This is a genomic window from Kribbella albertanoniae, assembly GCF_004348455.1.
GTDB lineage: Bacteria > Actinomycetota > Actinomycetes > Propionibacteriales > Kribbellaceae > Kribbella > Kribbella albertanoniae.
Genome location: NZ_SMKA01000092.1, coordinates 1 through 19814, shown reverse-complemented (window position 1 = coordinate 19814; position 19814 = coordinate 1). Strand labels below are relative to the sequence as shown.

The window sequence follows — 19814 nt, the reverse complement described above, 5'->3', positions numbered from 1 at the left end:
CACACGCTACAACTAAATCGAACATCGCAACAGCCTCCACCTGAGGACGTTACTCGGGTGAATCGTTGGAGATTCTCTGGCACCCTGACCCAAAAGCGCGCCCGGCGCAAGACCGGGCGCGCTGCTATTTGTTCGATTGTGTGGAATGTTGCGCGGACGGTATCGAGCCGTGATCAGTTAAACGCTTTCCCAGCGTCAGCCATCCGGATCAGCGACTCGGTCGGCGCGAACCGGTCGCCGTACGTTGCCGCCAGCTCGCGAGCGCGTTCGACAAATTCCGGTACGCCGTACGAGTTGACCGCCTGGAGCGCTCCTCCGAGCAGCGGCGGGAAGCCGATGCCGAAGATCGAGCCGATGTTCGCGTCCGCGACCGAGCGCAGTACACCCTCGTCCAGGCAGCGCACGGTCTCCAGCGACATGATGAACGTGAACCGGTCCTGGAGGTCGGTGAGCGTGGCGTCCGACGTACCGGAGAAGTGCTCGCGCAGCCCCGGCCACAGGTGCTTCGGACCGTCGGCGGGGTATTCGTAGAAGCCCGCACCGGCCGCCTTGCCGCGGCGGTCGAACTCGTTCACCATCCGATCGGTGACCGCCATACCGGCGTGGTCGTCGAAGGCACCGGCACTGCCGCCGGCCGCGCGCGCCGCGTCGCGGATCTTCTGCGGCAGCGTCAGCGTGACCTCGTCGAGCATCGCCAGCGGCGGTGCCGGGAAGCCGGCCAGCGAGGCGGCCCGCTCGATCATCACCGGGTCGACGCCCTCGCCGACCATCGCCGCGCCCTCCATCACCAGCGTGCCGAAGACCCGCGAGGTGAAGAAGCCGCGGCTGTCGTTGACGACGATCGGCGTCTTCTTGATCTGGCGTACGACGTCGTACGCCTTGGCGAGCGTCCGGTCCGAGGTCTTCTCCCCCACGATCAGCTCGACCGCGGGCATCCGGTCGACCGGCGAGAAGAAGTGCATCCCGACGAAGTCGTCCGGCCGGTCGATCCCGTCGGCGAGCGAGGTGATCGGCAAGGTAGACGTGTTCGAGCAGAGCAGTGCGTCGGGCTCGATCACCCCGGCGATCTCGGCGAAGACCTTCTGCTTGAGCTCTTCACCCTCGAAGACCGCCTCGATCACCAGGTCGGCACCGGCGAGGTCGTTCGGGTCCGCGGTCGGCGTGATCCGGCTGAGGAACTCCTCGACCTGCGACGGCGTCTTCCGCCCCTTCTGCACCTGCTTGGCGAGCAGTTTCTCGGAGTATGCCTTACCCTTCTCGGCCGCCTCGAGCGAGACGTCCTTGAGCACGACCTCCATGCCGGCCTTCGCGCACTCGTACGCGATCCCGGCGCCCATCATGCCCGCGCCCAGGACGCCGACCTTACGAGCCTTGTACGCCGGTACGCCGTCCGGCCGTGATGCCCCGGCGTTGATGGCCTGCAGATCGAAGAAGAACGCCTTGATCATGTTCTTCGCGATCTGCCCGGTCGCGAGCGACACGAAGTACCGCGACTCGATCCGGGAGGCCGTGGCGAAGTCGACCTGCGAACCCTCGACCGCGGCACTCATGATCGCCCGCGGTGCCGGGTACGGCGCACCCTTCAGCTGCTTGCGCAGGTTCGCCGGGAAGGCCGGCAGGAACGCGGCCAGCTTCGGCGAGGACGGCGTACCGCCCGGGATCTTGTAGCCGTCCCGGTCCCACGGCTGCTTCGCATCACCCTCGTACGACGCGATCCAGGCGCGGGCCGCGTCGAGGAGCTGGTCGGCGGGCACCACGTCGTCGACGATCCCGACCGACTTGGCGTGGGCAGGCTTCATCCGCTGTCCCTGCAGCAGCACCTTCATCAGCGCGTCCTGCAAGCCGAGCATCCGGACCGTTCGCGTCACGCCGCCGCCACCGGGCAGCAGGCCGAGCGTCACCTCCGGTACGCCGAGCTCGATGCGGTTGTCATCGGCAACGATCCGGTGGTGACAGGCGAGTGCGATCTCGAGTCCGCCGCCGAGCGCCGTACCGTTGATCGCGGCAACGACCGGGACACCGAGCGTCTCCAGGACCCGAAGCTGGCGCTTGATCTCCTCGACCATGTCGAAGACCTGCTGTGCGTGCTCCGGCTGGATCTGCACCAGCAGCTCGAGGTTGCCGCCGGCAAAGAAGGTCGACTTGGCCGACGTCACGATGACGCCCTTGATCAGCGCCTTCTCGGCCTCGAGCCGCTCGATCGTCTTGCCCATCGCCGCGACGTACGCGTCGTTCATCGTGTTCGCGGACGCATCCGGGTCGTTCATCGTCAGTGTGATGACGCCGGCGTCGTTCTTCCAGTCGATCATGCCGCAAGCCTCTCGATGATCGTCGCGACGCCCATGCCGCCGCCGACGCACAGGGTGGCCAGACCGTAGCGGAGCTCGCGGCGCTCCAACTCGTCCAGCAGGGTTCCGATCTGCATCGCACCGGTGGCACCGAGCGGATGCCCGAGCGCGATCGCGCCGCCGTTCACGTTCACCTTCTCGTGCGGTACGCCGAGGTCGGCCATGAAGTGCAGGACGGCCGCGGCGAACGCCTCGTTCATCTCGTACAGGTCGATGTCGGACGCCTCGAGCCCGGCCTTGGCCAGCGCCTTGCGGGCAGCCGGGGCGGGACCGGTCAGCATGATCGTCGGGTCGGCGCCGCTGACGCCGACCGCGACCACACGTCCGCGAGGGGCCTGGCCGAGTGCCTCGCCGGCCTTCGCGCTGCCGACGGCCACCAGCGCGGCGCCGTCGACGATGCCGGACGAGTTCCCGGCATGGTGCACGTGCTCGATCCGCTCGACCTTCACGTACTCCTCGAGAGCCACCGCGTCGAACCCGCCGTGCTCCCCGATCGCGGCGAACGACGCGGGCAGACCGGCCAGCGTCTCGACCGTCGTACCGGGCCGGACCAGCTCGTCGTGGTCGAGGATCTGCAGACCGTTGCGGTCGACCACCGGTACGACGGACCGCGCGAAGTACCCGTTCGCCCAGGCCTTCGCGGCCCGCGCGTGCGACTCGGCGGCGTACGTGTCGACGTCGGTCCGGGAGAACCCGTCCATGGTCGCGATCAGGTCGGCGCTGATGCCCTGCGGGATGAAGCCGGTGGCCAGCGCGGTCTCCGGATCCATCGCCCAGGCGCCGCCGTCCGAGCCCATCTTCACCCGGGACATCGACTCGACACCGCCGGCCAGGATCAAGTCCTCCCAGCCGGAGCGGACCCGCTGCGCGGCCTGGTTGACCGCCTCCAGGCCGGAGGCGCAGAACCGGTTGAGCTGAACGCCGCCGGTCGTGTTCGGGTAGCCCGCCATCAGTACGGCGGTCCGGGCGATATCCATCCCCTGGTCCCCGATCGGTGTCACGACGCCGAGCACCACGTCGTCGATCACGGCCGGATCGAGCTGCGGGTTCCGGGTCCGGTACTCCTCCAGCAGCCCGGTGATCAGCTGGATCGGTTTCACTTCGTGCAGGGCGCCGGTCGGCTTGCCCTTACCGCGCGGCGTGCGGATCGCGTCGTACAGGAAGGCTTCACTCATGATGTTCCCGTCGGTCGAGTCGTCCCCCGCATTGTGACAGTGTTGGTGTCACGGTCGTCAAGAGGGCTCGCTTATGATCTCGGCCATGCCGACTGCATCTAATACCGGCCAGCCGGAGGGTTCAGAGGATGCGACTCTGACTGTCGACGAGTTGTCGACGCGGGTCGGGATGACGGTCCGCACCCTGCGGTTCTACGCCGGGCGCGGCCTGATCCCGCCGCCGGTCCGGCGCGGCCGGGTCGGGTACTACGGTGCCGAGCACATCGCGCGGCTCGACCTGGTCCGCGAACTGCAGGCACACGGGTTCACGCTGTCCGCGATCGAGGGCTATCTGGAGCGGATCCCGGCCGACGCGACCCCCCAGGACATCGCGCTGCATCGCACGCTGCTGACCCCGTGGATGCGCGATCTGCCCGAAACACTCGACCGGGCCGCGCTGGTACGACGTACCGGCCGGGAACTGAGCGATGACGACATCGTCGCGTTGGTCGCGCTCGGTGTGGTCGAGCCGACCCCGGACGAGGACGTCTTCCACGTCGCGACCGCCCATCTCGGGCTCGGAGCCGAACTGCTGGACCTGGATCTGCCGGTCGACGCGGTGCTCGCCGTCACCAAGGTCTTCTCCGAACACGGCCGGGCGATCGCCGAGGAGCTGACCGAGGTGTTCCGGACCATGGTCTGGCCGCACTACCGCGATTCGGGGGGCGCTCCGGAGCACATCCAGCAGCTGGTCGAGCGCTTCAAACCGGTCACGATCCAGGGGCTCGTGATCGCGTACGAGCGGGCTGTCGGCGAGACCCAGCGGGAGACCATCCGCCGTACCCAGAGCAAACGGGGCAAACGCAGCGACAGCTAGAGCAAGTTGTCCTCCGCGAGGCGGTGGTCGAGCTCCTGACGGAGCCGGCGCCGGTACATCGCGTAGCGGATGTCGACGACCACCGTGCCGTGCTCCCAGCGCTTGCGGGTCGCATCCAGCCCTTCGACCATCGCCAGCGCGGCGACCAGCTCGTCCGGGCGCCACGAAGCCAGTGGCTCCGATCGGGCCAGCCGGTCCAGAAAGTCAGCCGTCATCTGCGCTCCACCGCCGGAATGTCGGGCCAGACTAGCCCGCGAAACACCGACACACCAGAGATCGCGGGCCTTCGACAACCAGCAGGGCCAGCTACGCGTCGATCCTGCGTGAAGAAGATTCTGACCGCCGCAGCCGCCCTCCTGCTCACGGTGATTTGGTTGCCCTCAGCAACCGCATCCACCGTGCACCGGGTCGGCATCGCCACCTATTCGTTGGGGGACTCGGTTTTCGAGCTCCCTCCCGGTTCCGACGGCACGTCCGCGAAGGGCGAGCTCACCGCTGTCGTGCATTATCCGAAGGACCTGGCCGGGCACCGCTATCCCGTCGTACTGATCTCGCACGGGCTGTGGATCAGCTGTGCGGACAGACAGGCCTGGAAAGATCAGGACTGGGAGAAGCTCGATGCCTGGCCGTGCGCCGCCGGTACGCCGGAAATACCGAACTACCGCGGGTACGACTACCTCGGTACGACGCTCGCCGCGCAAGGGATGATCGTCGTCTCCATCAGCGCGAACGGCTCGAAGGCCCGGATGGGCCAGGAGCAGGACCAGGCACGCGCCGCCCTGATCGGCCAGCACTTGAAGATGTGGCAGCAGCTGTCGAGCACCGGCGGTGGGCCGCTGGCCGGCAAGTTGCCGGTGAGCTTCAAGGGGCGCGCCGACCTGACCAACGTCGGGCTGATGGGCCACTCGCGTGGTGGTCGCGGCACGCTGTTCTACGCGGCGGACCAGAATCAGCAGAACTGGCCCGCCGGGGTTCGGATCAAGGCCGTGATACCGCTCGCGCCGGCCGAGCCCTTCTCCCCCGACGAGGATCCGGACAATCCCGAGCTCGATGCGTACCGGATTACGAACATCCCGGTCGGCGGCATCATCGGGAGCTGCGACGGCGCCGTACGGGGGCGGGTCTATGACTACCTGCAGGCGCACAACAGGCAGCCGCTCTACGAATGGCATGTGCGTGGGGCGAACCACAACTTCTTCAACACGCAGTGGTCACCGGGCAGCGGTCAGGTCGGTGCTGAGGACGACAGCCCGGCTGATTGTGGGGATCAGCGGTTGACCGAGCCGCAGCAGCGATCGGTTGCGACGGCGTACACGTCGGCGTTCTTCAAGCGCTACCTGCTGAACGACCGCAGCGGGATGCCGTTGCTGACCGGCGCCGTGCGGCCGTTCGCGGTCGATGTGAAGGTGGATCAGGGGGTGGGCAGCCGGAGGTAGGTGAGGCCGCGGAGGTCGACGTACGTCTCGGTCGGTGTGGTGACCACCCGCAGCAGGACGTGATCGCAGCCTGCGCACCGGGCGACCATGCCCGGTGCGTTCAGGTAGAGGCGGGTGTCGGCGAAGACACCGGTCTGGCCACAGCCGTCGCAGCGAGCGATCGCGGCCGTCACATCGACCGCGAACACCTCGCTCAAGGCGCCGGCGGCGGCGTTGCCGTCCAAGTAGTCGGTCATCGCTCAGCCTCCTGTCGGTCCGAAGCGTTCGGTCCTGATGCGGGCAGGGTCGTGGCCGGCGGCAACCAGCAGGTCGGCCACGGTCTCCACGAACGGCGTCGGCCCGCAGACGTACGTCGTCGGTTCGTCGGCCGGGGTGAACGTGAGCCGGTCGATCACGTCGGCATCGATCCTGCCGACCCGGGTCTCCCCCGCCGGAGCTTCGCGTGTGTAGACCAGGCTGATGTGGACGTCGTCGGCCGCCGCCAACTCCTTCAGGTCGTCCACGTAGATCACCGAGGTGGGCCGACGGACGGAGTACAGCAGCCGGACAGGCGTCGTACTGGAGGTGTGGGCCTGCAACATCGCTCGGAGCGGTACGACGCCGGAGCCGCCGCCGATCAGCTGGACCGGCCCTTCCTGCTCGGGCTTCCAGACGAACCAGCCGCCGACCGGGCCACGCAGCTCGAGTGGATCGCCGGGCTTCAGGACGTCGACCAGGTACGGCGAGACTTCGCCATCCGGGACCGACTCGACGGTCAACTCGATCGTCGTACTGGTCCAGGCTGACGCGATCGAATACGACCGGGACGCGCGGTAACCATCCGGCGCGGTGAGCCGGACATCAACGTGCTGCCCGGCCAGATGACCGGGCCAGTCCGGAACGTCGAGCACGATCGTGCGGGCAGTCGCGGTCTCCCGTCGTACATCGACGACCGTGGCGACCTGCCAGCTCAGTCGCCGGCGTACCGCTGTTCTTTCCATGGGTCTCCGTACTCGTGATAGCCGGCCGTCTCCCAGAATCCCAGGTCTTCACTGTCGGAGAGCACCAGGCCCCGGACCCACTTGGCGCTCTTCCAGAAGTACAGATGCGGCACCAGCAACCGCGCCGGCCCACCGTGCTCGGGATCGATCGGCTCGCCGTCGTACTCATAGGCGATCCAGGCCTGACCATCCAGCAGATCATCCAGCGGCAGGTTGGTCGTGTAGCCGCCGTAGCTGCTCACGAGCGCGAAGTCGGCCGAGGTCTCGACATCGGCCAGCAGCGCGTCGAGCGAGACCCCCTGCCACTCGGTCTGCAACTTCGACCACCGCGTCACACAGTGGATGTCCTTGGTGATCTCCTCGGACGGCATGGCCAGCAGCGAAGCCCAGTCCCACTTGTGCTTCTCCCCGGACTCCGTAGTCACGGTGAATTCCCAGTGCTCGGTCCGCACCTGCGGCGTCGGCCCCGCCGACAGCACCGGGAAGTCGTGCGTCAGGTACTGCCCCGGCGGCAACTCCTCCGCACTCCGCCGACGACCGGTGAACCCCGGCGAAACAATCCCCATGGCCGACCTCCCTCAGGCATCCTGACGGCAGTCAACCACACGCGCCCGCCGATCGGTGGCGGCAAGTTCGCAGATTTTCGACTGCAGCGAAGAGGTTTCGGCGAATTCTGTCGGAAACGGCAGATAGCGTGCGTGCATGAAGTCGGTGAGTGTGAGTGGCCTGAGTCCTGCCGAGGTGAGGAACGCGGTCGGCGGGAAGACCTACGCCAAGGGGCTCGACTACGTGCACAGCCGAGCGGTCAGGTCGATCTGGTGGGACGCCGAGGCGAATGCGCTCCGCGGCCGGGTGCGAGGGCGGTTGGAGGAGTTCTACGAGACGACGGTCTACCTCTCGTCTGCCGGTGACCGCGCGGAATACGTCCAGGGTGAGTGCAGCTGTCCGGTCATGTTCGATTGCAAACATGCCGCTGCGCTGGTCCTGGAGGCCATCGAGTCCGCCTCGGCGCCGTCGGCGCCGGTCATCCCACAGCCGACGTTGCCAGGTGTCCAACAACCGAAGCGCCGTCGACCGCCTGTAGTACAGGCCCCGAGCTGGGAGAGGTCACTTGCTCTGATGCTCGGTGCAAACGCCGCAACGGGCGACCGCGGCCACGCAGCACCGCTCGCGATCGAGCTGAGCTTGTCCACCTCGCCGTCGCCGTACCCTGCGCATCATCCGACGTCGGACGGGCCTCGGCTGATGGCGCGCGTAGTGAAGCAGGGGAAGTCCGGCTGGGTGCGGGGGAACCTGAGCTGGGGCACGCTGAGCAACCCCTACGGCGAATTCGTCGCCGCCCACGCGCAGGTGCTCAAGGAACTCTATGCCTCCTATAACTCACGAGGTGGTCACTTCGGCTACTACGGGAACGACAAGCTCATTGACCTGTCCGACTTCGACAGCCGGCAGCTTTGGCCGCTACTGGATCAGGCTCTGTCCGTCGGTGTGCGGTTGGTCTACAGCAAGAAGGCGCGCGGTGACCTCGACCCGTACGGCGCTGCCGAGTTCACCCTGGACGTCACGAACGACGCGTCGGACGACTCCCTCGTGGTTCGACCGGCCATTCAGGTCGCACCTGACGGCGACGGCCCGGGACGGGATGCCGTGGTCCTCGGGTTCGTCGGTGCCGAGGGACACGGACTGATCTGGGCCGACCGGGCGGAGCTGGCAGCCGCACCGGATCCGGCCGAGGTGCGGTTCCGGCTGGCCAGGCTTTCTCCGTCCGTGCCACCGGGGCTCCAGCAGGCTGTGCTGGCCGGCCAGGAGATCCGGATCCCGTCGGCCGAAGCTGCGCGCTTCCGAGCGGAGTTCTACCCGCAGCTTCGGCAGGTGGCAACGGTCCGCTCGTCGGACGGATCGTTCTCGCCGCCGGTGATCTCCGGTCCGCAACTGAGCGTGCAGGCGGAGTACGGCGACGGCCACGTGCTGGATCTCAGCTGGAGCTGGCTCTATCAGGTCGACGAATCAGAGGTCCGGGTGCCACTGGGATCGGGGTCGTCGGAGATCGGCCTCTACCGCGACCCGGACAAAGAAGACGAGATTCTGACCGATCTCGACCTGGGCGAGGAGCTCCGCCCCGAGTCGACCCTCAGGGGCCTCGAGACCTTGCAGTTCAGCACCGAGCTGCTTCCGCGTCTGTCGGCACAGCCGTCGGTGGACGTCGTGGTGAGCGGCACGCCGGTCGACTATCGCGAGGCGGGCGATTCGCTGACGATCGGCGTCTCGACCTCGGCACCGGCCGGCGAGACGGACTGGTTCGACCTCGGGATCACCATCACGGTCGAGGGCGCGAAGGTCCCCTTCGTCGACGTCTTCCGTGCCCTGACCGCCGGGCAGTCCTATCTCCTGCTCCTCAGCGGGGCCTACTTCAGTCTGGACAAGCCGGAGCTGCAGACGCTGCGGACCCTGATCGAGGAGGCTCGCGCCCTCCAGGACTCCCCCGGCGACAGTCTCAAGATCAGCCGGTACCAGGTCGGTCTGTGGGACGAGCTGGAGGCACTAGGCGTGGTCGGCCGCCAGGCAAAGGCGTGGAATCGGCAGCTGGCTGCCTTGCGGACCGTCGACTCGGCGGACCGGACAGAGTTGCCTGCCACGATCCAGGGCTCGCTGCGCCCCTACCAGCTGGACGGATTCCGCTGGCTGGCCTTCCTGTGGAAGTTCGGGCTCGGCGGCATCCTGGCCGACGACATGGGGTTGGGCAAGACCCTGCAGACGCTGACCTTGATCGCCCATGCCAAGGCGACCGAAGCCACGCTCGCGCCGTTCCTGATCATCGCGCCCACCAGCGTCGTGTCGAACTGGCCGTCCGAGGCCGCCAAGTTCGCGCCAGGCCTGAAGGTCGTGACAATCTCCGACACCCTGCGCCGCCGTGGACAGACGCTCGCCGAAGCGGTCGGCGATGCCGATGTCGTGGTGACGTCCTACACGCTGCTCCGCCTCGACATCGACGCCTACGCCGACCGGTCGTGGTCGGGGCTGATCCTTGACGAGGCCCAGTTCGCCAAGAACCACCAGTCGAAGCTGTACCAGGCTTGCCGACGCCTGCCGGCGCCGTTCAAGCTGGCCATCACCGGTACACCGATGGAGAACAACCTGATGGAGCTGTGGTCGCTGCTGTCGATCACGTCGCCCGGCCTCTTCCCCAGCCCGTCCCGCTTCGACGAGTACTACGCCCGCCCGATCGAGAAGCAGGGCGACTCCGAGCGACTGGCCCAGCTGCGCCGGCGGATCAAGCCGCTGGTCAAGCGCAGAACCAAGGAGCAGGTCGCAGCCGATCTGCCCGACAAGCAGCAGCAGGTGATCGAGGTGGAGCTTCATCCCCGGCACCGCAAGCTCTACCAGACTCACCTGCAGCGCGAGCGGCAGAAGGTCCTCGGTCTGGTCGGCGACCTCGACAAGAACCGGTTCACGATCTTCCGGTCGCTCACCCTGCTGCGGCAACTGAGCCTCCATGCCGGACTGGTCGACGACGCCCACAGAGGTCTGCCCAGCGCAAAGATCGAGGCTCTGCTGGAGCAACTGCCCGACATCATCGGCAGTGGGCACCGCGCAGTGATCTTCAGTCAGTTCACCGGGTTCCTGGATCTGGTCCGGCAGCGGCTGGACGCGGACGGCGTGGAGTACTGCTATCTCGACGGCAGCACCCGCAACCGGCCGGCCGTGCTGAAGAGGTTCAAGGACGGCGACGCGCCACTGTTCCTGATCAGCCTCAAGGCCGGCGGTGTCGGCCTGAACCTGACCGAAGCCGACTACTGCTTCCTGCTCGACCCCTGGTGGAATCCGGCCACCGAAGCACAGGCCGTCGATCGGATCCACCGGATCGGGCAACATCGAACGGTGATGGTCTACCGCTTGATCGCGAAGGACACCATCGAGCAGAAGGTGATGGAGCTGAAGGCGCGCAAGGCGGCCCTGTTCGCCAGCGTCATGGACGAAGGCAACACCTTCGGCACCGGCCTGAGCGCCGACGACATCAGAGGCCTGTTCAGCTGATCAGCTGTCAAACCTGCCAGGCGGCTACGACGTCTTCTGGACTCCACAGAAGGTCACCTGCCTGCAACTCGAGGCCCGGCGCCAAGCCGTTCAGCGATGCCACGACCAAGCCGGTCCCAGCCCGATCGAATCCGGGGACCTGGGTGACCGCGCCGCGCAGGGCATCGAGGTCATGTCTGTCGAAGGGAGTGCTCAGCCACTTCACCGAGCCTGCGAATGCCAGCTTGCCGGCCACTGGTCCGCGGTCGGCTCCGATCAGATCGACCTCAGGATCGAACTGGCGATTCCACCAGCCGCCGACCACTTCCACCTCCGGCCACGGAAGACCGCCGGCCAACCCCGCGAGTTCGAGCGACTCCCGGACGAGCGGTTCGACGGCGCGACCTCGCCAGCTGGACCACCGGCGTTCGATCAGCCGCATCCCGGCCTCGGGCCGACCTCGTCGCGCCTGTTCGTGGACAGTTCTCAGAACGCCGAGGTACAACCGCAGGTTGCTGTCGGCCACCCGGTAGAGCGCCGGCTTACCGGGAGTCGTCGACAATGGCTCGTCGATCGACAGGACCTGCTTCTCCATCGTGAGCCGCTGCAAGAGCGGCGACAGGGTGCCCGACGGGAGACCGCCGTCGCGACTACCTGCCGTCGCTGCGATGTTCGCATGGGTACGGTCGCCGGCCCCCACGGCCTCGAGGACCCGGCGAGCCAGATCCGGGGTCGGGAACTCGGCCAGCAGGGCAGTCTCCGGAATGCTGAACAGGGCAGCGGCCGGATCGGTGGATTCCGAGCGCAGGAAGTCCAGCGCGGTCGTCCCGTGCGGCCAGGTGCGCAAAATACCGGGTAGGCCACCTGAGACCAGGTGGGCATCGATTGCATCGGCTCCCGCCAGTCCCACAGCGGACCCGGTGTCGGCCGGATTCAACGGCCCCAGGATGAGGTTGTCGGCCCTGCCGTAGAACGGCCGGTCATAGGCCGTCAGCCGCTCCATCATGTGCAGGTCGCTGCCAAGCAGCAACAGGAGGACCGGCCTGGACGAGAGCAGTCTGTCCCACGCTGTCTGCAGCGCCCCATCGAACAACGAGTCTTGTTCGGCCAGCCAGGGAAGTTCGTCCAGCACGACAATGCTGGGTCCAGGTGGCAGCGCTGCGGCCAGAACCTTGAACGCGTCAGGCCAGCTTCCGCTCGTCAGTCCTGGGATCAGTCCGCCGTCTACCGGCAGCGTGGAGTCGCCGAGATCGGCCAGCAGCGTCTGCACCGCCTCAACCGGCGACGCGCCTTTCGTCGCCGTCGAGAAGAGATAGGGAACTGTGGCCCGGTCACAGAATTCCTGAACCAACCGGGACTTACCCACCTGGCGTCGACCTCGTACTGCCAGCGCGGTACCTCTGCCCGTTGCCGCAACCCTCTGCAGGCGCTTGTCCAGGAGCCCGAGCTCGGCCCGACGGCCGATGAAGTCTGACACGATGGCAACCTTAGGTAGATTGGATCTACGTAGATCCAATCTACCTATTCTGGGCGGTCTCGCCAAGAATGGTCAGATGCCCATCGTTCTTCCGATGATTTCCTTCATGATTTCGGTGGTGCCGCCGTAGATGGTCTGGACTCGGGTGTCGAGGTAGGCCTTGGCGATGGGGTATTCGGTCATGAAGCCGTAGCCGCCGTACAGCTGCAGGCAGCGGTCGACGACCTTTTTCTGGAGTTCGGTGGTCCACCACTTGGCCATCGCGGCCTCGGCGACGGTGAGGGTGCCGGCGTTGAGTTCGGTGATGCAGCGGTCGACGAAGACGCGGGCGATCTGGATCTCGGTGGCGAGTTCGGCGAGGACGAAGCGGCTGTTCTGGAAGGAGCCGATCGGGCGGCCGAAGGCAGTGCGTTCCTTGACGTAGCTCAGGGTTCCGTCGAGGACGTTCTCGCAAGCGGCGACGGCGATGGTGGCGATCGCGAGGCGTTCCTGCGGGAGCTTCTGCATCAGGTAGACGAAGCCCTGACCTTCTTCGCCGAGGAGGTTGGTGGCCGGGACCCGGACGTTGTCGAAGAAGAGCTCGGCGGTGTCCTGCGCCTTCAGACCGATCTTGTCGAGGTTGCGGCCACGCTCGAAGCCAGGCATCCCGCGCTCGACCACGATCAGCGAGATGCCCTGGGCGCCCGCGTCCGGATCGGTCTTGGCGACCACGATCACCAGGTCGGCCAGGATGCCGTTGGAGATGAAGGTCTTCTGGCCGTTCAGCACGTAGGCGTCACCATCGCGGCGAGCGGTGGTCTGGATGCCCTGCAGGTCGGAGCCGGCGCCAGGCTCGCTCATCGCGATCGCGGTGATCGTCTCCCCCGCGCAGAACCCGGGCAGCCAGCGCGCCTTCTGTTCGTCGTTGGCATAGTCGAGCAGGTACGCCGAAACGATGTCGGTGTGCAGCGAGAATCCGACCCCGCTCGCATGCGCCCGGGCCGCCTCCTCCAGCAGCACGGCATTGAACCGGAAGTCGCGTGCCCCGCCACCGCCGTACTCCTCCGGGACCATGAAGCCGAGCAGACCGAGCTGACCGGCCGCGGTCCACAGCTCCCGCGGCACGATGCCGGCCTCCTCCCAGCTGTCGTGGTGCGGGACGATCTCCTTGTCACAGAAGGCCCGGACGGTCTCCCGGAAGGCATCGTGATCGGCGTCGAAGAGCTGACGTTCCACAGGCGGACTCTCTTTCAGTTCTGGCGGTGCTTAATCCTGATGGGCGGCGCCGGCCTCGATCAGACCGTCGATGTCGGCAATGCCCCAGTCGGCCAAGGCCTCGCGGGTGTGCTGACCAGCCCTGGCGGGCGGCCGGTCGAGAGTGGTCGGCGTACGGGAGAAGCGTGGCGCGGGCGCGGCCTGGCGGACGCCGTCCTTGTCGACGAACGTGCCGCGCGCTTCCAAATGCGGGTGATCGCCGGCGAGCGGCAGGACCGGGGAGACGCACGCGTCCGACCCGTCGAAGAGCTCGGTCCAATCGGCCTGCGGCCGCTGCCGGAAGGTCTCGGCGAGCACCTTGTGCAGCTCGGGCCAGTTCGCCGGGTCGTAGCGATCCGGGGCCTCGATGCCGAGCTTGCTGATCAGCTCGGCGTAGAACTGCGGCTCGATCGCGCCGACCGCGACATGCTTGCCGTCGGCCGTCTCGTACACGTCGTAGAACGGCGCGCCGGTGTCGAGCAGATTCGTCCCACGCTCCTGCTTCCAGGATCCGCCCGCCAGCGCACCGAGCAGCATGGTCGTCAGATGCGCCGAGCCGTCCACGATCGCAGCGTCGACCACCTGCCCTTCGCCGGTCCGCTGCGCGTTGTGCAGCGCAGCCAGCACGCCGACCACCAGATACAGCGAACCGCCCGCGAAATCACCGAGCAGGTTGGCCGGGACCTGCGGCGGTCCCCCGGCCCGGCCGATCAAGTGCAGCGCACCCGAGAGCGCGAGGTAGTCGATGTCGTGCCCGGCCGACTGAGCGAGCGGCCCGTCCTGGCCCCACCCGGTCATCCGGCCGTACACCAGCCGCGGGTTGAGCGCGTGACAGTCCTCCGGGCCGACCCCCAGCCGCTCCGCAACACCGGGCCGGAACCCCTCGACCAGTACGTCGGCCTCCGCGACCAATCGCCGTACGACGTCGATCGCGGCCGGGTTCTTCAGGTCGAGCGCGACGCTGCGGCGACCGCGGTTGACGAGCTCCAGCTCGGGCGGTCCCATCGCCAGCCCGCCGCCCGGCCGCTCGATCCGCAGCACGTCGGCACCGAGCTCGGCGAGCATCATGCAGGCGAACGGCGCCGGGCCGAGGCCGGCCAGTTCGACGACCTTCACGCCTTCCAGGGGTCCCATGCCGCCATTGTGACAGTTCTACTGTCACAGTCGTCAAGTCATCGTCTTTCCCTGGTTACTTCGGCATCCGTTCTTGACGGGTTCACACCAGGCGCTTAAACGTTATCCCGCCGCCCCCACAGAACAGGTGAAACGATGACGATGGACCGGAGAGACTTCCTCAAGACCGCCGGCCTCACCGCAGCGACCGCGAGCGCGTTCGCCGCACTGCCCGACAGCCTGCAGCGTGCCTTGGCCGCGCCCGCGCCGGCCGGCGGGCTGGAGATGATCGAGCACGTGGTGATCCTGATGCAGGAGAACCGTTCCTTCGACCACTACTTCGGCACGCTGCGCGGAGTCCGTGGATTCAACGATCCGCTCGCGCGAACGCTGTCGACCGGACGTTCCGTGTTCCACCAACCCAGCGGCTCCGGCTACGTGCTGCCGTATCCGGTCGCCAGCCAGTACATGACCGGGACTCCGCACGACTGGACGTCCTCGCACAACGCCTGGAACCACGGCCGGAACGACCAATGGATTCCGCAGAAGACGAAGTACTCGATGGCGACGCATCTCCGCTCCGAGCTGCCGTTCTACTACGCGCTCGCCGACGCGTTCACGATCTGCGACGCCTACCACTCGTCCGAGCTCGGGCCGACCAATCCGAACCGGTTCTACCTGTTCACCGGCATGCTCGGTTACGAACCCGGTACGTCGAATCGCGCGATCGGCAACGATGCGTGGCAGAACCCGGGACACACCGGGTACACGTGGACGACGTACGCGGAACGTCTCGAGGCCGCGGGCAAGACGTGGCGGGTGTATCAGGAGTGGGACAACTACGGGGACAACTCGCTCGACTACTTCAAGAAGTTCCTCGACATCGGGCGGAAGGCGCTCGCGAAGACGTCGTACAGCAAGCTCGAGTTCTTCTACGACCAAGGTGTGCGGCCGGGCAACGCCTCGCAGCGCGCGACTCTGCTGCAGCAGCTCGCGGCGGGCGTCGCCACGCTCACCCCGGCCGAGCGCCGGCTCTACGATCGCGGTCTCGCGCGGGTGGCGGCGGACCAGCTCGTGCCGGCGTTTGCCGATGACATCAACAACGGCCGGCTCCCGGCGGTGTCGTGGATCGTGGCGCCGGAGCCGAAGTGCGAACACCCCGCGTGGGGTCCGGCCGAGGGCGCCAACTTCACCAAGGAGATCCTCGACAAGCTCGCCTCGAATCCCGAGGTCTGGAACAAGACGCTCGTGCTGATCACGTACGACGAGAACGACGGCTTCTTCGACCACGTCCCGCCGCCGGTGCCGCCGGTCTCCGCTTCGGAGGGCCAATCAACGCCTGGTATCGCGGACGAGCTCGTGAACGGCGCGCCGATCGGGCTCGGGACCAGGGTTCCGATGTTCGTCGTCTCGCCGTGGAGTCGTGGCGGTGCCGTGAGCTCGGAGGTCTTCGATCACACGTCGGTGCTGCGGTTCCTGGAGAAGTGGTCCGGTATCGCGGAGCCCAACATCTCGCCTTGGCGGCGCGCGGTGTGCGGTGACCTCACCTCCGCGCTCGATCTGACGACCACCAATCCCAGCTACCCGTCGCTGCCCACGACACCACCGACGCCTGGCTGGGCGACGACGTACCCGGCTCCCCCGGCCAATCAGGTCTTGCCTACGCAGGAGCCAGGACCGCGGACTGCCCGGCCGGTGCCGTATACGCTGACCGTCTCGGGTCGTGTTGCCGCCGACAACTTCTGGATCGACTTCGCCAACGCCGGAACTGCGGGCGCGCATTTCTACGTTTATGCCAACGCGTTCCGGACCGATGGGCCGTGGCGCTACACGGTCGGTGCCGGAAGCAACGTTTCCGACTACTGGCAGGCCGGTACGCCGGGCGGCGCCTACGATCTGACGGCCGTCGGACCGAACGGCTTCCTCCGCCGGTTCGTCGGTAACCGCGTCACGGCCACCACGAACGGCAACGCCAATCCCGAGGTCACCTTGCGGTATGCGCCGGCCGACAACCTGGTTTGGCTGAAGATGGTGAACGCCGGGACCAAGGCTTGCGTGATCACGGTCCAGACCAACAACCGGGCTGGTGGTCCGTGGACGTACGGGGTTGCGGCTGGTGCGACGGTTGAGGATTGGTTCAGTACGGCGAACGGGGCTGGGGGCTGGTACGACCTGACCGCTACCGCTGACACCACCGACGGGTTCAGTCGCCGCTTCGCCGGGCATCTGGAGAAGGGTACGGCGAGTATCAGCGATCCGGTGATGGCGTCTGGGCGGCTCGCGTGTTCGGTGCGATCGTTCGACAGCCAGGAGAGCGGCAACCCGGCGACTGCGGTGGTCGATGGCAACGCGTCGACGTACTGGCACTCGCGGTGGAGCGAACCGGCCGCGCCGCTGCCGCACGAAATCCAGCTGGATCTGGGCTCCGCGCGTACTGTCACTGGGCTCACCTACCTACCGCGGCAGGACGGTAGCGCCAACGGACGCATCGGCCAGTATGAGCTGTACCTCAGCACCGACGGCACCAACTGGGGCTCGGCCCACGCCACCGGGCGCTTCGCCGACACTGCGGCGGCGAAAACCATCCGGTGCTGGCCCAGCACTGCCCGATACCTCCGGCTCCGCGCGCTGAGCGAGGCTGGCAACCGCGGGCCTTGGAGCAGCGCCGCGGAGCTCACTCCACTCGGCTGGTGACCTACTTGAAGGTCTCGGCCGCGCGCTGGATGGTGGTGTAGTACTCCGACCAGCCGGCGTCGTCCATCGCATCGCTGTCCCGGCCTCCTTGGCCGTCGATCAGCTCGCGGACGATGTCGGCATGGCCGGCGTGGTGCGCGGTCTCGTCGACCACCCGGACCAACAGTGCACCGAACGTCGTCTGCCGCTTCTCCGGAGCCCAGTGCGGAACCTCGGCCGGGGCATCCAGCTCCAGCTCGGCAATCGACCGATCGCTGTGCGCACAAGCCTCGCGGTACAACCCGGTGATGTACTCCGAACTCTCGTCCGGCTTCACCCACATGTCGGCCCCCTCCCACACCGACCCGTCCGCGTCCCAGGGCAACTCCTCCGCCGGCGGCCGCCCGACACTGGTCCCGAGATACACGTACTCGATCCCCGTCAGATGTTTCACCAGGCCCAGCAGATTCGTCCCCGACGGCACCAGCGGCCGCCGCTGGTCGAACTCGCTCAGCCCATCCAACTTCGCCAGCATCAACGCCCGAGTGGCCTTCAGGTAGTCCTGCAACGCCGTCTTCATACCCCGAACGCTATCCGCCCGCCCCGACAGTTCCCGGACCGCCGACACTGATCAACCCCCGCAGCGCGTGCATCATCACGCTCAACCGCAAGCCACGATCCGCCCCTTACTCAGTGCGGCACGTCCAGCTCACCGCCCGCCGCCCTGCTTTGTGGAGCGCTGCTGCCAACCCGCGCACATTTCGTTCCACAAAGACGAAGCACCCCGCCACTCGGATGCGGCCGCCCTCCAACGCCGGTGGTCGCTCGCCACCGCGGCCGGCTTAGCGAGGGGGTGCGGCTGGGCAGGTCGGTGGCTGGGCAGGTTGCCGAGGTCGGCGGCCAGAGGCACGCCACCTGGGCTTCCAGGCTACGGCGCTTCCCGCCGCCGAGCACGCGGCCAACACCTGACCCGTCGCGACAACCAACGCCCGCGCATCCAGCCGCCTCCCGGCCTCCGCCATCTCGTGGGTCATCCCTTCAAGCTGCCCCCTTCTCCGCCCAAATAACGAGCGGAGAACCGGCAACCTGAGGGGAGATCCCCTCGATTTCCGAGCAGCAACACCAGCCGCCAGCCCAGACGACCGCAGTTCACCGGCAACAGACTCATCGCGATCACCAACAACCGCGGATCCAACCGCGTCCCGGCCTGCGCCATCTCGTGGGTCATCCCTTCAAGTTGCCCCTTCTCTGCCCAAACAACGAGGGGAGAACCGGCAACCTGAAGGGAGATCCGCTCGATTTCCGGGCAGCAACACCAGCCGCGAGCCCGTCAGCCCAGACGACCGCAGTTCACCGGCAACAGCGGCGTACCACCTGACTCATCGCGATCACCAACACCCGCGGATCCAACCGCGTCCCGGCCTGCGCCATCTCGTGGGTCATCCCTTCAAGTTGCCCCTTCTCTGCCCAAATAACGAGGGGAGAACCGGCAACCTGAGGGGAGATCCCCTCGATTTCCGGGCAGCCACGGCAGCCCGTCAGCCGGGACGACCGCAGTTCACCGGCAGCAGCGGCGTACTACCTGGCTCATCGCGATCACCAACAACCGCGGATCCAACCGGCTGCCGGCCGTCGTCATCTGCTGGGTCATCCGTTCAAGTTGTCCCTTCTCCGGTGGAGTAACGGTTCTCCTGCCCGCTGCGTGGGTGGTTCGCAGCCATGCCCGTCACAACGTCCGACGATCCGCGGACCAGGCCCGCGGGTCCTTCGGACGTTAGCCCCGAGCAGGGATTAACGTCCGACGATCCGGAGGCCAGGGTGTGCGTGTTCTTCGGACGTTGCGGGTACGGCGCTCTGCTGGCCCGCGCGCGGGTGAGCCGGCGTGTTCTGCGGTCACCTGGTGGGGGCTTCGGACATCTGGTCGGGTGTCCGGGGTCCCCAGTTGGTGTACGAGGTTCAGCGGTTCGGCTGGTTACTGCGCGGGCTGGGGAGTTCTACCTGTCGTTTTCGGGAGGTGCGACTCCCCATCTGCGGGGATATCCCTCGAGTTGGGGGGTTGCCCATCGAAAATTTCAGGGGGCAACCCCCCATCTCGACGGGCAACCCCGCGGGGCACGGTGGGTTCAGTCACGCGGGGCACGGTGGGTTCAGTCACGCGGGGCACGGTGGGTTCAGTCACGCGGGGCACGGTGGGTTCAGTCACGCGGACCACGGTGGGTTCAGTCACGCGGACCACGGCGGGTTCAGTCGCGCCGGGCACGGTGGGTTCAGTCACGCGGAGCACGGTGGGTTCAGTCGCGCGGGCTGGGACCGATGCGGGGAAGATTCACCGCATTACCCGAATCCGACGGCGGGATGGTCCCCGAAGCAGATCCCCCGCGCGGATTCTCCGCGAATCGGTTGGGGGGATCCGCGGCGCGCGTGGCGGCCGCCGTACCGGGCAGGTGTCGGTGGCGTGGCAATGGGCGGGCATGGGGCACCTTGGGCATCGGTCAACCATGTTCGGGCT

General features: G+C 67.2%; 14 protein-coding genes. 4 read left to right on the top strand and 10 right to left on the bottom strand.

What is annotated here, in order from left to right:
• Window positions 1-173: 173 nt before the first annotated feature.
• Together E1261_RS20475 and E1261_RS20470 are read right to left on the bottom strand one after the other, a co-directional pair.
• Window positions 174-2309: a 3-hydroxyacyl-CoA dehydrogenase NAD-binding domain-containing protein gene (locus E1261_RS20475; protein WP_132408765.1), complete on the bottom strand. Its 2136-nt coding sequence runs from the start codon at window positions 2307-2309 to the stop codon at window positions 174-176.
• The gene (locus E1261_RS20470; RefSeq protein ID WP_132408763.1) at window positions 2306-3523 is read right to left on the bottom strand and encodes an acetyl-CoA C-acetyltransferase; all 1218 of its coding nucleotides are present in this window, start codon (window positions 3521-3523) and stop codon (window positions 2306-2308) included. The genes E1261_RS20475 and E1261_RS20470 overlap by 4 nt, the downstream gene beginning before the upstream one ends.
• A gap of 85 nt (window positions 3524-3608) precedes the next feature.
• Between E1261_RS20470 and E1261_RS20465 the strand changes: the two genes are divergently transcribed.
• Window positions 3609-4379 carry a MerR family transcriptional regulator gene (locus E1261_RS20465; RefSeq protein WP_132408761.1) on the top strand — a complete coding sequence of 257 codons (771 nt, stop codon included), beginning with the start codon at window positions 3609-3611 and terminating at the stop codon, window positions 4377-4379.
• On the opposite strand, the gene E1261_RS20460 is transcribed toward E1261_RS20465, so the two are convergent.
• Window positions 4376-4594: a hypothetical protein gene (locus tag E1261_RS20460; RefSeq protein WP_132408759.1), complete on the bottom strand. Its 219-nt coding sequence runs from the start codon at window positions 4592-4594 to the stop codon at window positions 4376-4378. The two genes, E1261_RS20465 and E1261_RS20460, sit on opposite strands and share 4 nt — an antisense overlap.
• A gap of 108 nt (window positions 4595-4702) precedes the next feature.
• Between E1261_RS20460 and E1261_RS20455 the strand changes: the two genes are divergently transcribed.
• Entirely contained in the window at window positions 4703-5815 is a 1113-nt protein-coding gene (locus tag E1261_RS20455) for an alpha/beta hydrolase family protein (RefSeq protein WP_132408757.1), read from the top strand.
• Here the strand turns inward: E1261_RS20455 and E1261_RS20450 are convergent.
• From E1261_RS20450 to E1261_RS20440, 3 genes are read right to left on the bottom strand one after another with little or no spacing between them, the layout of a single operon-like run.
• Window positions 5791-6051: a DUF6510 family protein gene (locus tag E1261_RS20450; RefSeq protein ID WP_132408755.1), complete on the bottom strand. Its 261-nt coding sequence runs from the start codon at window positions 6049-6051 to the stop codon at window positions 5791-5793. The genes E1261_RS20455 and E1261_RS20450 overlap by 25 nt on opposite strands.
• Window positions 6052-6054: 3 nt before the next feature.
• The gene (locus E1261_RS20445) at window positions 6055-6795 is read right to left on the bottom strand and encodes a ferredoxin reductase (RefSeq protein ID WP_132408753.1); all 741 of its coding nucleotides are present in this window, start codon (window positions 6793-6795) and stop codon (window positions 6055-6057) included.
• Complete coding sequence (locus tag E1261_RS20440) at window positions 6765-7361, bottom strand: sulfite oxidase-like oxidoreductase (RefSeq protein WP_132408751.1); 597 nt, start codon at window positions 7359-7361, stop codon at window positions 6765-6767. Before E1261_RS20440 ends, E1261_RS20445 begins: the two co-directional genes overlap by 31 nt.
• A gap of 136 nt (window positions 7362-7497) precedes the next feature.
• Here E1261_RS20440 and E1261_RS20435 point away from each other — a divergent pair, with 136 nt between their 5' ends.
• Window positions 7498-10830: a DEAD/DEAH box helicase gene (locus tag E1261_RS20435; protein ID WP_132408749.1), complete on the top strand. Its 3333-nt coding sequence runs from the start codon at window positions 7498-7500 to the stop codon at window positions 10828-10830.
• Window positions 10831-10837: 7 nt separating this feature from the next.
• Here the strand turns inward: E1261_RS20435 and E1261_RS20430 are convergent, their stop codons facing one another.
• From E1261_RS20430 to E1261_RS20420, 3 genes are all read right to left on the bottom strand, one after another.
• The gene (locus tag E1261_RS20430; RefSeq protein WP_202874874.1) at window positions 10838-12286 is read right to left on the bottom strand and encodes an ATP-binding protein; all 1449 of its coding nucleotides are present in this window, start codon (window positions 12284-12286) and stop codon (window positions 10838-10840) included.
• A gap of 72 nt (window positions 12287-12358) precedes the next feature.
• Window positions 12359-13501, bottom strand: a complete 1143-nt coding sequence (locus E1261_RS20425) for an acyl-CoA dehydrogenase family protein (protein WP_132408747.1) — start codon at window positions 13499-13501, stop codon at window positions 12359-12361.
• A gap of 30 nt (window positions 13502-13531) precedes the next feature.
• On the bottom strand, window positions 13532-14653 hold the full coding sequence (locus E1261_RS20420; protein WP_132408745.1) for a CaiB/BaiF CoA transferase family protein: 1122 nt from the start codon (window positions 14651-14653) through the stop codon (window positions 13532-13534).
• 135 nt (window positions 14654-14788) lie between these two features.
• Between E1261_RS20420 and E1261_RS20415 the strand changes: the two genes are divergently transcribed.
• Window positions 14789-17326: a phosphocholine-specific phospholipase C gene (locus E1261_RS20415; RefSeq protein ID WP_202874872.1), complete on the top strand. Its 2538-nt coding sequence runs from the start codon at window positions 14789-14791 to the stop codon at window positions 17324-17326.
• Between the two features lies 1 nt (window position 17327).
• Here E1261_RS20415 and E1261_RS20410 read toward each other — a convergent pair whose 3' ends face one another.
• Window positions 17328-17885: a DinB family protein gene (locus E1261_RS20410; protein WP_132408743.1), complete on the bottom strand. Its 558-nt coding sequence runs from the start codon at window positions 17883-17885 to the stop codon at window positions 17328-17330.
• Window positions 17886-19814 lie beyond the last annotated feature (1929 nt).

Excerpts from the sequence above, each read along its gene's own strand:
- E1261_RS20475 (WP_132408765.1), bottom strand. The coding sequence starts at position 2,309 with ATGATCGACTGGAAGAACGACGCCGGCGTCATCACACTGACGATGAAC.
- E1261_RS20445 (WP_132408753.1), bottom strand. The coding sequence starts at position 6,795 with ATGGAAAGAACAGCGGTACGCCGGCGACTGAGCTGGCAGGTCGCCACG.
- E1261_RS20435 (WP_132408749.1), top strand. The coding sequence starts at position 7,498 with ATGAAGTCGGTGAGTGTGAGTGGCCTGAGTCCTGCCGAGGTGAGGAAC.
- E1261_RS20460 (WP_132408759.1), bottom strand. The coding sequence starts at position 4,594 with ATGACGGCTGACTTTCTGGACCGGCTGGCCCGATCGGAGCCACTGGCT.
- E1261_RS20440 (WP_132408751.1), bottom strand. The coding sequence starts at position 7,361 with ATGGGGATTGTTTCGCCGGGGTTCACCGGTCGTCGGCGGAGTGCGGAG.
- E1261_RS20470 (WP_132408763.1), bottom strand. The coding sequence starts at position 3,523 with ATGAGTGAAGCCTTCCTGTACGACGCGATCCGCACGCCGCGCGGTAAG.
- E1261_RS20415 (WP_202874872.1), top strand. The coding sequence starts at position 14,789 with ATGACGATGGACCGGAGAGACTTCCTCAAGACCGCCGGCCTCACCGCA.
- E1261_RS20420 (WP_132408745.1), bottom strand. The coding sequence starts at position 14,653 with ATGGGACCCCTGGAAGGCGTGAAGGTCGTCGAACTGGCCGGCCTCGGC.
- E1261_RS20410 (WP_132408743.1), bottom strand. The coding sequence starts at position 17,885 with ATGAAGACGGCGTTGCAGGACTACCTGAAGGCCACTCGGGCGTTGATG.
- E1261_RS20465 (WP_132408761.1), top strand. The coding sequence starts at position 3,609 with ATGCCGACTGCATCTAATACCGGCCAGCCGGAGGGTTCAGAGGATGCG.
- E1261_RS20450 (WP_132408755.1), bottom strand. The coding sequence starts at position 6,051 with ATGACCGACTACTTGGACGGCAACGCCGCCGCCGGCGCCTTGAGCGAG.